This is a genomic window from Corticimicrobacter sp. (assembly GCF_040137905.1).
In the GTDB taxonomy this organism is placed as follows: domain Bacteria; phylum Pseudomonadota; class Gammaproteobacteria; order Burkholderiales; family Burkholderiaceae_B; genus Corticimicrobacter.
This window is the reverse complement of the sequence record NZ_JBEFDG010000028.1, coordinates 1-12,209: the sequence shown is the minus strand read 5'-3', so window position 1 is coordinate 12,209 and position 12,209 is coordinate 1. Positions and strand designations below refer to the sequence as shown.

Sequence of the window (12,209 nt, the reverse complement as noted above, 5' to 3'; positions counted from 1 at the left end):
TTATTTTTGTCGTCGGTCCGGACGGACCTTCAGGCCTGGGCAGGCAGGCTGGCCTCGTTGAAGGCAGCAACGGCGTTGGCGGCATACATGGCGACAGGACCGCCGCCCATGTAGATGGCCACGCCCAGGGCTTCGTGAACTTCTTCCGTACTGGCCCCCAGTCGCGCCAGCGCCTGGGTATGAAACCCGATGCAGCCATCGCAGCGGGAGGCAACACCGATGGCCAGTGCGATCAGCTCCTTGGTCTTGGGGTCGAGCGCCCCTCCGGCCATGGCGGCCTTGCCAATGTCGGCAAAACCTTTCATGACGCCAGGCTGGGTTTTGCGCAGTTGCGCGAGTTGGGTCGAAACGGACTGGGTCAGTTGCTTGTATTGCGGCGTGGACATGGACAACTCCGGTGATCGTGTTTGAGAATGCCGCCCGGCAGGCGGCAGTGATACCGGAATTATAATTTAGATTTATCTAAATTAATGATCTGAAAAATAAACCATCGCTATGCAGGGTCGCCTGACTTGCCCAGAGCAAAGTCCACGGCTGCCTCGATATGGATCGCCGTGGAGTCGAAGCCTGGCAGTGGCAGGGTATCTGTATCGAGGATCATGCAGATCTCGGTGCAGCCAAAAATGACTGAGTCTGCACCTTGCATCCTGGCGATTTCGATGATGTCGACCAACTGTTGGCGCGACAGATCTTCTACCCTGCCGATGCTGAGTTCATTGAAAATGATGTCGTGGATACGTTCGCGAGATGGCGCATCGGGCACCATGACGTTGATGCCATGCGGCTTCATGCGAGCCGGATAGAAGCCGTTTTCCATCGTGTAGCGTGTGGCCAGCAGCAGAGGGCGGACGCGGCCGGCCGCCTTGAGGCGGATGGCCACTTCATCGACGATATGGATGAAGGGCAGTACAGTGGCCGTTTCTACTGCGTCTGCCACCAGATGCATGGTGACGGCACAGATCATGATGCAGTCTGCCCCGCCAGCCTCCAGGGCGCGGGCGGCCTTTGCCAATGCCTGGCCCGCTTCCTCCCAGCGATCGCTGCGTTGCATGTCGACGATAGGCTGGAAGTCGATGGAGCGCATCAGCAGTTCTGCCGAGTGCAGTCCACCCAGGTGCTGGTGGATGGCTTCGTTTATTTTTCGATAGTAGACGGCCGAGCCTTCAAAGCTCATCCCGCCGATCAGTCCGAGGGTGCGCAGGGTCATGAAAAATCCCGATGAAAAAGAATGGATGCGTCATCGGGAGTCTAGCGAGCGGAATGGCTTATGAAAATTGAATAATTCTGTTCAATATTTCTGTTTTTTAGAAATTTGTCATGGCAGCAAGGCCATCAATGCCTGCAGCGGTGCACCTGGCTGATCGGTCCAGACCAGATGGGTACGGTTGAGACGCAGCCTGTCGGGCAGCGGGTGACGTTGCACGGCAGTGCCCAGTACGGCATGGTCGAGCAGTTCTGTGGAGATAATGCCAATCCCCGTTGCAGCGGCCACGCAGGCGATGATGGCATGGTAGGAACCGAATTCAAGTATTCGGCCGGGTGTCACGCCTTCTTCGGCCAGCCATTCCGTCAGACGGCGACGATAAGAGCAGCCATGCGGAAAGACGACCAGGGTCTGGCCGCTCAGGTCGGCTGCACTTTGGATGCGTGGCGTACCCTGAGCCGAGATCAGCGTCAGGGTTTCATTGAAGGCGGGACGGCTGCTGAACCTGCCGGGTTCGAAGGGCTCAGCGATAAAGGCCGCATCGATCTCGAAGCGAGCCAGCATGCGCAACAGCGTGTCGGTGATCCCGGTCTGCAGTTCGATCGACATGCCAGGATGCTGCAGATGAAAGGTCGAGAGCAGGGATGGCAGACGTGCACCGGCTGTGCTTTCGAGCGAGCCGAGCCGCAGGGTGCCGTGGGTGGTGCCATTGCGGACCTCCTGCTCGGCCTGTTCTGCCAGCAACAGCAGGCGTTCGGCGTGGCCCAGCAAGGTCTGTCCGGACTCGGTCAGGGCGAGGCTGCGTCCTTGCTTGCGGAACAGGGCAACGCCCAAGCGTGCCTCGAGTTGCTTGATGCGGGTCGTGATATTGGACGGAACACGATGTAGGCGGGCGGCCGCACGCGCGATACCGCCCTCGCGGACCACGCAGCGGAAAATGTCCAGATCATCCAGGTCCATGTTTCTCATATTGAGAATTGTAGGGCCTGATTGTTCAGTATTGGCAGATCAGGCCGGCAGCAGCGCCGGATCGTCGGTGCGGAACCAGCCGGTCAGGCTCCAGCGGGGCTGGGTGCAGGGCAGGACCTCATGCGGGATCAGGTCGCTGCGAAACAGCAGCAGGCGGCCGGCCAGCGGTTCGAGCCGGTGGAATTCGCGTTCGGGATTGTCGGCTTCGAACAGGCGCAACTCGCCACCGTCGCCAGGTTGCCAGTCGGGATTAAGGTACAGCAGGATGGTGATCATCCGATAGGGCATGCCACGATGCTGATCCATGTGCCGGGCATAGCCCATGCCGGAGTCGTAGCGTGCGTAGTGCATTTCCAGGTGGCGCAGGCCCAGGTAGAAATGCCGGTTGAGCAGCGCGCGCAGTTCGTCGGTCCAGGCCAGGAATTCGCTGCTGGCCGGTTGCCGGTTGTCGTGGTCCAGCCAGCAGATGGTGTCGCCGCGTATTTCCGGATGGCGGCCTTCCTGCTGTTGTCGTCCGATGCGGGCGGCATGGAATTCGCCCTGTTGCCAGCGCTGCATGCCTTCCGTGCGTAAACGATGTGTCAGTTCCGGCGGGATGATGTCGTCCGACATGGCCCAGCCTTGGGTTTCCAGGAGATCGAGCAGCGTATCAAGCGGCTGCGTCATGATTCATCCTGCTCAGCGGAAACACCGGAACGACTCGAATCGCAGTCTCCTTGCCACAGCGCCATGATGTGGCCGCAGTATCAGAAAATCGGTAGATGGGGAGCGAATTTTATCTGAAAAAAAACCGGCCACAGAGGGTTTTCTGCAGCCGGTATGGTCAGTGCCAGGACGATCGTTCGGTCAGGCTTTCTTGGCGTGTCGGTTGCGGTAGCTTTCCAGGAACGTGGCGATGCGCCCGATGGCTTCGCGCAGGTCCGGTTCGTGCGGCAGGAAGACGATGCGGAAATGGTCGGGATGGGGCCAGTTGAAACCGGTGCCCTGCACCAGCATCACGCGGGTGGCCTCCAGCAGTTGCACGAAAAACTGGCGGTCGTCCTGGATCGGATAGATCTCCGGGTCCAGGCGGGGGAACATGTACAGCGTGCCATGCGGCTTGACGCAGGTGACGCCCGGGATGGCGGTGATCAGCTTGTAGGCCAGGTCGCGCTGGCGACGCAGGCGGCCACCCTCGCAGACCAGGTCGTTGATGCTCTGGTAGCCGCCCAGGGCGGTCTGGATCGCCCACTGGCCGGGCACATTGGCGCACAGCTTCATGTTGGCCAGCATGTTCAGGCCTTCGATGTAGTCGCTGGCGAGGCTCTTGTCGCCCGAGACGATCATCCAGCCGGCCCGATAGCCACAGGCCCGATAGCTCTTGGAGAGCGAATTGAAGGTCAGGGTCAGGACATCCGATGACAGGCTGGCAATGGCCGTGTGTCTGGCTCCGTCATACAGCACCTTGTCGTAGACCTCGTCGGCCAGAATGGCCAGGCCATGCTCGCGTGCGATCTTGATGATGCCCTGCAGGACGCTGTCGGGATAGAGCACGCCGGTGGGATTGTTGGGGTTGATGACCACGATGCCCTTGGTGCGGGGTGTGATCTTGGCGCGGATATCCTCCAGGTCGGGAATCCAGCCCTTGCTTTCGTCGCACAGGTAATGCACCGGCGTGCCGCCGGACAGGCTGGTGACGGCGGTCCACAGCGGATAGTCGGGGGCGGGCAGCAGCAGTTCGTCGCCGTCGTCGAGCAGGGCGTTGGTCGCCATGGCGATCAGGTCCGAGGCACCGTTGCCGAGGTAGATGTCTTCCAGGCCAACACCCTTGATGCCTTGAGCCTGGGTGTAGTGCATCACCGCCTTGCGCGCTGCGAAGATGCCCTTGCTGTCGGAATACCCTGCCGAGTTGGGCAGGTTGCGGATCATGTCCTGCTGGATTTCCTCGGGGGCATCGAAGCCGAACACGGCCAGGTTGCCGATGTTGAGCTTGATGATTTTCTGACCCTCGTCCTCCATTTGCTTGGCGCGATCCATGATGGGGCCGCGGATATCGTAGAGAACGTGGGCGAGCTTGCTGGATTTGTGGATGGGCTTCATGGAAATGGCCTGCGGCATCGGGCCGCCGAAAGGGCGGAGTCCGCTTCGCGTGGAAGCGGACCGTAATCGCATATTGTGCCACCTGCGCCCGCAACGGCATATAGGCCGTTGGTCGGCAGGTCACGAAGCCGGCAAATGCACAACGATCTGGCGTCAGGTAGCCCGATGAAGCGATCTGCCGAGGGGGTCAGGCCTGAGCGCCATCCAGGGCCTGCTGCAGGTCGGCGATCAGGTCGTCGATGTGCTCCAGCCCGATCTGCAGGCGTACCAGGGCATGCGGTGCCAGCGTCCAGTAGCCGTGCGGAGCGATCAGGGAGGGTTCGACCAGTTGCACCAGGCTTTCGAAACCGCCCCACGAGAAACCGATGCCGAACAGCGTGAGCGCATCGACGAAGCGCCGTGCCTGCGCCGGTTCGAGCGCCAGCGCCACCGACAGCATGCCGTTGGAACCATGGAAATCGCGTTGCCACAGCGCATGGCCGGGATCGTCGGGCCAGGCGGGGTGAAAGATGCGTACCGTCTCGGGGCGGCTGGCAAAAAAGTGGCAGACCTCAAGCGCGTTACGGGCATGCTGTTCCAGGCGCAGTGGCAGGGTGCGCGCGCCGCGCAGCGCCAGCCAGACGTCGTCGGCACTGACCGAGTAGCCCAGCGCGTAGTGGGCCTTGGCCAGCCGGGCAGCGGTTTGGGCGTCGTTGGTGGCGACCGCACCCAGCATTACGTCGGAGTGGCCGGCGATGTACTTGGTGGCGGCGATGACCGAGACTTGCGCGCCCAGATCCAGCGGGCGGTACAGGTAGCCCGAGCCCCAGGTGTTGTCGCTGGCCAGCATCAGGTCATGTCGCTGGGCGAAGGCGGCCAGTGCAGGCAGGTCAAGGGTTTCGAACAGCAGCGAGCCGGGCGATTCGACATACAGCAGGCGGGTGTTGGGGCGAACCAGCGCGGCCAGATCGTCCTGGGCGGAAAAGTAGGTGATTTCGATGTTCATCCGCTCCAGCAGGGAGTGGTCCAGGATGCGGGTCGGGCCGTAGACGCAATCGGCTACCAGTGCATGATCGCCGGCATCGAGCAGGGCCACGAAGGCCAGCGTGATGGCGGCCATGCCGGAGGGGGCGATGTAGCTGTGCGTGGCGTTCTCGAGTTCGCAGATCAGGTCTTCGAAGGCGCGGTGTGTGTCCAGCCCCTGGCGGCCGTAGGCGGCGATCCGTTCGCCGCTGGCGCGCCGTGCGATGGCCCGGTCGAGTGCGTCCAGGCTCTTGAAGCGGACGGTGCTGGTACGGATGGAGGGCAGGCTGACCGGCGCGGACTCCGTGGCAGGGTCGAACGGCGCGCTGCCGGTGTGCATCAGGCGGGTATCAATGTGGTGTGTCTTGTTCATGCGAAGCATGATAGCGGGCACCTCGCATCGGCGCCACTGCCGTCAGTGCATATCCACTATCTATATTCCCCTGCCATGGTTGCAGCGTGCGAGGATCGGCGGACTCTGCTAACCGGGGGCCTGCAGGAACAGCAAGGCAGGCGTCTCCAGCAGGCGTCGCAGTTCCTGGATGAAGCGGGCTGCATCCATGCCGTCCACGACGCGGTGATCGAAGGACGAAGACAGGTTCATCATGCGGCGCACTTCGACCCGTCCGTGACGTACCACCGGGCGCTCGACCTGCCGGTTGACACCGACGATGGCGACTTCGGGATGGTTGATGATAGGGGTGCTGGCAATGCCGCCCAGGGCCCCCAGGCTGGTCAGGGTCAGCGTGGAGCCGGACAGCGCTTCGCGGGGCAGGCGTGCTTCGCGTGCGGCATGCGACAGGCGCGTGATCTCCGCGGCATTGCCCCACAGGTCACGCGATTCCGCATGGCGCAGGACCGGTACGACCAGCCCGCCGGGGGTCTGTGTGGCGATGCCCAGGTGCAGGGCCGCGTGGCGGGTGATGATGCCGGCCTCGTCGTCGTAGCAGGCATTGATCTGTGGAAAGGCCACGGTTGCCCGGGCCAGGGCCTGGATCAGGAATGGCAGCAGGGTGAGCCTGCCATGTGTCGCGCTGTATTCGATATTCAGCGCTTGTCGCAGTGCTTCCAGATCGGTCATGTCGACTTCTTCGACATAGCTGAAATGCGGAATGCGCTGCATGGATGTCTGCATTTTCTCGGCGATCCGGCGGCGCAGGCCGATGACCTGGATCTGTTGTGTGCCGGTGCGTGCCGTGGGGCTGGTTGCGGCGGCAACAGGAGGCGGGTTGGCCGGTGTAGCGTGTGCCGGGTGGCCGGAGGTGCCATGCGGTGGGTGTGTGTGTGCCAGGGTCGCGTCGATGTCGCCGTGAATGATACGCCCGCCCGGGCCGCTGCCCTGGAGTGCATGGAGATCGATGTCATGTTCACGCGCCCGACGGCGTATGGAGGGCGAGGCCAGGGGGCGCGGGTGGGTGGCCTGGCGACAGGCTGCTGCCGGCTCAGGTTCGACAGATGTACTGCGGCTCGGGCAGGTTGCCTGAGGGCAGGTGAGATCCTGTTGGTCAGTGGGGGCGGCCACAGGCTGCGTGGATGGGGCGCTGTCGTCCGCCAGTTCGATATGGATCAGCGGGGCACCGACGGCGATCATCTCGCCCAGTGCGCCGCACAGCGTTTGGACCCGGCCATTTACGGGTGAAGGAATCTCGACGGCCGCCTTGTCGGTCATGACTTCGGCCAGCGGCTGGTCTTCGCTGACCTGGTCTCCTTCGCGGATGTGCCAGCCGACCAGTTCGACCTCAGCGATACCTTCGCCGATGTCCGGCATCTTGATGGTGTGGATGGGCATGCCTCATTCCTCCATGACACGTCGCAGCGCGGCGGCAATGCGGGCCGGCGATGGAAAGTAGGCCCACTCCTGCGCATGCGGGTAGGGGGTGTCCCAGCCCGCGACACGTTCGATGGGCGACTCCAGCGAATAGAAACAGTGTTCCTGCATGAGCGCCGCCAGTTCGGCACCGAAACCGCCTGTACGGGTGGCCTCGTGCACGATGACGCAGCGTCCGGTCTTGCGCACGGAGGCTGCCAGCGGTTCGATGTCGAGCGGCCACAGGGTGCGCAGGTCGATGATCTCGGCATCGATGCCGCTTTCTGCCACGGCTGCTGCTGCCACGTGCACCATGGTGCCGTAGGTCAGCACGGTCGCGGCCAGGCCGGGGCGATGGATGGCCGGTACGCCCAGCGGCACGCGGTAGTAGCCCTCGGGCACGTCACTCATCGGGTGCTTTGACCAGGGCGTGACCGGACGGTCGTGGTGGCCGTCGAAGGGGCCGTTGTAGAGCCGCTTGGGCTCTAGGAAAATGACCGGGTCGTCACTCTCGATGGCGGCGATCAGCAGGCCCTTGGCATCGTAGGGGTTGGAAGGCATCACCGTGCGCAGGCCGCACACATGGGTGAACAGCGCCTCGGGACTCTGGCTGTGGGTCTGGCCGCCGTAGATGCCACCGCCGCAGGGCATGCGGATCACCATCGGTGCGGTGAAGTCTCCGGCCGAGCGGTGGCGCAGGCGTGCGGCTTCGGACATGATCTGGTCCGAGGCCGGATAGAAATAGTCGGCAAACTGGATTTCCACCACGGGGCGCAGGCCGTAGGCCGCCATGCCGATGGCCGTCCCGACGATGCCGCTTTCGGACAGCGGCGCATCGAAGACGCGGGTGCGCCCGTGGCGGGCCTGCAGGCCTTCGGTACAGCGGAAGACGCCACCGAAGTAGCCGACGTCCTGGCCGTACAGCACGACGTTCTCATCCCGTTCCAGCATGACGTCCATGGCCGAACGCAGCGCCTGGATCATGGTCATGGTCGCCATGGCTCAGCCCTCCAGTTGTGCGCGTTGCTGCGCCAGGTGCGGCGGCAGGTCGGCATAGACGTCTTCGAACAGGTCGGCTCCCGGATCGGGGCGGCCATCGCCGAGGGTGCCGTGGCGCTCGGCTTCCTTCTGGGCGGCCAGCACTTCGGCCTCGATGTCGCGCAGTGCCGCTTCATGCTGCGTATCCGACCACAGCGCCCGTGCGGTCAGGTGCCGTCGCAGCCGTTCGATGGGGTCGCCCAGAGGAAAGTGAGTCCAGTCGTCGGCGGGGCGGTACTTGGAAGGGTCATCCGAAGTGGAATGTGGTCCGGCCCGGTAGGTGACCCATTCGATCAGGGTCGGGCCGGCATTGCTGCGTGCACGTTCGGCGGCCCAGCGCGAGGCGGCCAGCACGGCCAGCAGGTCATTGCCATCGACCCGCAGCGCGGCAATGCCCATGCCGACGCCCCGCATGGCAAAGGTGGTGGTTTCGCCGCCGGCGATCGCCTGGAAAGTGGAGATGGCCCACTGATTGTTGACGACGTTGAGAATGACCGGTGCCCGATAGACCTGGGCGAAGGTCAGCGCTGTGTGAAAGTCGGCTTCGGCCGTTGAACCGTCGCCGATCCAGGCCGAGGCGATGCGTGTATCGCCCTTGATGGCCGAAGCCATGGCCCAGCCTACGGCCTGGACGAACTGGGTGCCGAGATTGCCGGAAATGGAGAAGAACCCATGGCTCTTGGAGGAATACATGACCGGCAACTGGCGGCCCAGGAGCGGGTCGCGGCTGTTGGAGAACAACTGGCACATCATGTCGGTCATGGGCATGCCGCGTGCCAGCAGGATGCCCTGCTGGCGGTAGGTCGGAAAGCACATGTCATCGGCGTGCAGCGCCAGGGCCTGGCCGATGCCGACGGCTTCCTCGCCCAGGCTCTGGACGTAGAAGGAGGTTTTCTTCTGGCGCTGGGCAATGACCATGCGGGCATCGAAGGCCCGCGTCAGCAGCATCAGGCGCAGGGCATGCAGCAGCAGGCCGGGATCGGCCTGCGGATCCCAGGGGCCGATCGCCTGGCCGTCATCGTCGAGTACGCGGATCAGACCATCAGCCAGCGGCAGCGTGTCGCGATAGGGAGTATCGATGGGCGGACGTGGCAGCGAGCCTGCCGGGCTCAGCCTGAGGTAGGCAAAGTCGGTGCGCTGTCCGGGCCGGCCGGAGGGCTCGGGCACGTGCAGGCGGAGTGATCCCTGTGATGCGGTCATGGCCTTGTCTCCTGCGCAGATTGTGTCTGGCTTGCATGAATGTCGCCGCGTATCGCGGGATGCCGGTACGGACGACTGTGGCCGTGTGCGCCGGATGGGCGGGGCGGCCACTGTTATGAAGGCACTGTATCAGAGAAGGGCGGGACGGGGCAGTAGGGGGAAACCTGGTGCGAAGCACGTCAGGAGCGACGGGCCTGGTGCGTTGGCAAGCGCTCGGACTCAGGACTGGTGTGGAGACGCCTGCTTGCGGTTCAGATTCTGCACCAGTGTCGTGATGTACACCGTGAAGATCGGGAAAGTCGTCATGCCGATGACGGCCAGCACGGCGGTGGCAATCTTGCCGGTGGTCGTGACCGGCACGATGTTGGAGCCCAGCGTCGTGACCGTCAGCGCGGCCCACCAGAGGGCGTCGCCGTAGTTCTTCACCAGGGGGTTGATGTTGGCTTCGAAGATGTAGAAAGCCAGGATCTGGAAATAGCAGAGCACCAGGAAAATCACGATATAGGTGACGAACAGGCTGTTGATGCGATTCTTGATCGTCATCCGGGTCAGGATGACCAGGGCCACGCCGCCGCGCACGATGGGCAGCAGACGCAGCAGATAGCGGGTTTCGTCGGACAGTACCACGGCAAAATGCGCGAACAGGCTCTGGTAGGGGATATACAGCAAGAGCAGCGGGAAACTGCGCAGCAGGTAGCGACCTTTGTGTTCGGCGTAGCACAGCATCACGAACAGTTCGGCCAGGAAGTACAGGCACACCCACAGTTGGATATCGTTATATATCTGCCGCTCGAACATGCTTGGGCTGGTGAAGGCCTCCACGGACATGCTGATGACCAGCGCCAGCGAAAGCACGATGCCCATGACGCTGGAAATGTCGGTGGCCAGCGTGTGCCAGCGGGATCGGGCAGGAGGAGAAACGGAGGTCATGTCGCGTAGTCGGTATCAGGCTGGGCCGAGGTGTTCCCGGCCGCGCAGTCGCATCTTACCGCAGCCGGCAGGCCGTTTCCCTGCACTATAATGGCCGATTGTCTTTACATTCCCCTGTCGGAGTTCCCTTCATGCGTACCTGCTACACCGGTGAGGTTTGCCGCGATCAACTGGGTCAGATCGTCACCCTTTTCGGCTGGGTGCATCGTCGCCGCGACCATGGCGGCGTGATTTTCATCGACCTGCGCGACCGTGCCGGACTGGCCCAGATCGTGTGCGATCCCGACCGTGCCGACACCTTCGCGACGGCCGAGAGCCTGCGCAACGAGTTCTGCATTCGCATCACCGGGCTGGTGCGCGAGCGTCCGGCCGGCACCACCAATGCCGACCTGAAGTCGGGCGAGATCGAAATCCTCTGCCATGACATCGAAATCCTGAACGCATCGGTCACGCCGCCGTTCCAGCTCGACGACGACAATCTGTCCGAGACCACGCGCCTCACGCATCGCGTGCTCGACCTGCGCCGTCCGCAGATGCAGCGCAACATGATGCTGCGCTATCGTGTGTCGATCGAAGTCCGCAAGTTCCTCGACGAGCTGGGCTTCATCGACATCGAGACCCCGATGCTGACCAAGAGCACGCCCGAAGGTGCGCGTGACTACCTGGTGCCGTCGCGCGTCAATGCCGGTCATTTCTTTGCGCTGCCGCAGTCGCCGCAGCTCTTCAAGCAGATGCTGATGGTGGCCGGTTTCGACCGTTACTACCAGATCACCAAGTGCTTCCGCGACGAAGACCTGCGTGCCGATCGCCAGCCCGAGTTCACCCAGATCGACTGCGAGACCTCGTTCCTCAACGAAACGCAGATTCGCGAGATCTTCGAGGGCATGATCCGCCACGTCTTCAACAAGGTCCAGGGCGTGTCGCTGCCGGCACAGTTCCCCGAGATGACCTGGCAGGAAGCCATGGATCGCTTCGGCTCCGACAAGCCCGACCTGCGCGTCAAGCTCGAGTTCACCGATGTGACCGACGTCATGAAGGATGTCGACTTCAAGGTGTTTTCCGGTGCAGCCAACATGGTCGGCGGCCGCGTGGTGGCCCTGCGCGTGCCGGGCGGTGCCCAGCTCTCGCGCAGCGAGATCGACAGCTACACCCAGTTCGTCGGCATCTACGGTGCCAAGGGCCTGGCCTGGATCAAGGTCAACGAAGTGGCCAAGGGCCGCGAGGGCCTGCAGGCTCCCATCGTCAAGAATATCCATGATGCCGCGCTGGCCGAATTGCTCAAGCGCACCGAAGCCCAGGATGGCGATCTGATCTTCTTTGGCGCGGACAAGGTCAAGGTGGTCAACGATGCCATCGGTGCATTGCGCGTCAAGATCGGTCACAGCGAGTTCGGTCGCAACAACGGCTTGTTCGACAATGTCTGGAAGCCGCTGTGGGTGGTCGACTTCCCGATGTTCGAATACGACGAGGACGACAACCGCTACGTGGCGGCACATCATCCCTTCACCAGCCCCAAGGATGGCCACGAGGATTTCCTCACCAAGGATCCCAGCAAGGCGCTGGCCAAGGCCTACGACATGGTGCTCAACGGCTGGGAAATCGGTGGCGGCTCGGTGCGTATCCATCGCGAGGAAGTGCAGAGCAAGGTGTTCCGCGCCCTCAAGATCGACGAACAGGAAGCCCGCGAGAAGTTCGGCTTCCTGCTGGATGCGCTGCAGTACGGTGCGCCTCCGCACGGCGGGATTGCCTTCGGCCTGGATCGTATCGTCACCATGATGACCGGTGCCGATTCGATCCGCGACGTGATCGCCTTCCCCAAGACGCAGCGCGCCCAGTGCCTGCTGACCGCAGCGCCTTCGTCCGTGGATGAAAAGCAGTTGCGCGAACTGCACATCCGCCTGCGCCAGACCGAAGTCAAATAACCCTTCGTGGGCTGCGGCTCCGGCCGCAACCAGGCCGCCTATGTCCATCCTGCGGGTC

11 protein-coding genes are annotated in these 12,209 nt (G+C 63.0%); 1 reads left to right on the top strand and 10 read right to left on the bottom strand.

The features are described from left to right. Window positions 1–29: 29 nt before the first annotated feature. The 10 genes from ABN482_RS04370 to ABN482_RS04325 all read right to left on the bottom strand — a co-directional run bounded on the left by ABN482_RS04370 (window position 30) and on the right by ABN482_RS04325 (window position 10,229). The gene (locus ABN482_RS04370; RefSeq protein WP_349502840.1) at window positions 30–386 is read right to left on the bottom strand and encodes a carboxymuconolactone decarboxylase family protein; all 357 of its coding nucleotides are present in this window, start codon (window positions 384–386) and stop codon (window positions 30–32) included. A 107-nt stretch (window positions 387–493) separates the two neighbouring features. After that, window positions 494–1,207 carry an aspartate/glutamate racemase family protein gene (locus ABN482_RS04365; RefSeq protein WP_349502839.1) on the bottom strand — a complete coding sequence of 238 codons (714 nt, stop codon included), beginning with the start codon at window positions 1,205–1,207 and terminating at the stop codon, window positions 494–496. A 108-nt stretch (window positions 1,208–1,315) separates the two neighbouring features. After that, on the bottom strand, window positions 1,316–2,164 hold the full coding sequence (locus ABN482_RS04360; protein ID WP_349502838.1) for a LysR family transcriptional regulator: 849 nt from the start codon (window positions 2,162–2,164) through the stop codon (window positions 1,316–1,318). A gap of 48 nt (window positions 2,165–2,212) precedes the next feature. Next, window positions 2,213–2,839 carry a 2OG-Fe(II) oxygenase gene (locus ABN482_RS04355; protein WP_349502837.1) on the bottom strand — a complete coding sequence of 209 codons (627 nt, stop codon included), beginning with the start codon at window positions 2,837–2,839 and terminating at the stop codon, window positions 2,213–2,215. A gap of 180 nt (window positions 2,840–3,019) precedes the next feature. Further along, window positions 3,020–4,252, bottom strand: a complete 1,233-nt coding sequence (locus tag ABN482_RS04350) for a pyridoxal phosphate-dependent aminotransferase (RefSeq protein WP_349502836.1) — start codon at window positions 4,250–4,252, stop codon at window positions 3,020–3,022. Between the two features lie 187 nt (window positions 4,253–4,439). Further along, the gene (gene metC / locus ABN482_RS04345; protein WP_349502835.1) at window positions 4,440–5,627 is read right to left on the bottom strand and encodes a cystathionine beta-lyase; all 1,188 of its coding nucleotides are present in this window, start codon (window positions 5,625–5,627) and stop codon (window positions 4,440–4,442) included. Between the two features lie 108 nt (window positions 5,628–5,735). Next, window positions 5,736–7,043: a dihydrolipoamide acetyltransferase family protein gene (locus tag ABN482_RS04340; protein ID WP_349502834.1), complete on the bottom strand. Its 1,308-nt coding sequence runs from the start codon at window positions 7,041–7,043 to the stop codon at window positions 5,736–5,738. 3 nt (window positions 7,044–7,046) lie between these two features. Next, entirely contained in the window at window positions 7,047–8,060 is a 1,014-nt protein-coding gene (locus tag ABN482_RS04335) for an alpha-ketoacid dehydrogenase subunit beta (protein WP_349502833.1), read from the bottom strand. Between the two features lie 3 nt (window positions 8,061–8,063). Further along, window positions 8,064–9,299, bottom strand: a complete 1,236-nt coding sequence (locus ABN482_RS04330; protein WP_349502832.1) for a thiamine pyrophosphate-dependent enzyme — start codon at window positions 9,297–9,299, stop codon at window positions 8,064–8,066. Window positions 9,300–9,518: 219 nt separating this feature from the next. After that, entirely contained in the window at window positions 9,519–10,229 is a 711-nt protein-coding gene (locus tag ABN482_RS04325) for a potassium channel family protein (protein WP_349502831.1), read from the bottom strand. A gap of 131 nt (window positions 10,230–10,360) precedes the next feature. Here ABN482_RS04325 and aspS point away from each other — a divergent pair, with 131 nt between their 5' ends. Continuing rightward, the gene (gene aspS / locus ABN482_RS04320; protein WP_349502830.1) at window positions 10,361–12,151 is read left to right on the top strand and encodes an aspartate--tRNA ligase; all 1,791 of its coding nucleotides are present in this window, start codon (window positions 10,361–10,363) and stop codon (window positions 12,149–12,151) included. Window positions 12,152–12,209: the final 58 nt, after the last annotated feature.

Excerpts from the sequence above, each read along its gene's own strand:
- ABN482_RS04370 (WP_349502840.1), bottom strand. The coding sequence starts at position 386 with ATGTCCACGCCGCAATACAAGCAACTGACCCAGTCCGTTTCGACCCAA.
- ABN482_RS04365 (WP_349502839.1), bottom strand. The coding sequence starts at position 1,207 with ATGACCCTGCGCACCCTCGGACTGATCGGCGGGATGAGCTTTGAAGGC.
- ABN482_RS04360 (WP_349502838.1), bottom strand. The coding sequence starts at position 2,164 with ATGGACCTGGATGATCTGGACATTTTCCGCTGCGTGGTCCGCGAGGGC.
- ABN482_RS04355 (WP_349502837.1), bottom strand. The coding sequence starts at position 2,839 with ATGACGCAGCCGCTTGATACGCTGCTCGATCTCCTGGAAACCCAAGGC.
- ABN482_RS04350 (WP_349502836.1), bottom strand. The coding sequence starts at position 4,252 with ATGAAGCCCATCCACAAATCCAGCAAGCTCGCCCACGTTCTCTACGAT.
- metC (WP_349502835.1), bottom strand. The coding sequence starts at position 5,627 with ATGAACAAGACACACCACATTGATACCCGCCTGATGCACACCGGCAGC.
- ABN482_RS04340 (WP_349502834.1), bottom strand. The coding sequence starts at position 7,043 with ATGCCCATCCACACCATCAAGATGCCGGACATCGGCGAAGGTATCGCT.
- ABN482_RS04335 (WP_349502833.1), bottom strand. The coding sequence starts at position 8,060 with ATGGCGACCATGACCATGATCCAGGCGCTGCGTTCGGCCATGGACGTC.
- ABN482_RS04330 (WP_349502832.1), bottom strand. The coding sequence starts at position 9,299 with ATGACCGCATCACAGGGATCACTCCGCCTGCACGTGCCCGAGCCCTCC.
- ABN482_RS04325 (WP_349502831.1), bottom strand. The coding sequence starts at position 10,229 with ATGACCTCCGTTTCTCCTCCTGCCCGATCCCGCTGGCACACGCTGGCC.
- aspS (WP_349502830.1), top strand. The coding sequence starts at position 10,361 with ATGCGTACCTGCTACACCGGTGAGGTTTGCCGCGATCAACTGGGTCAG.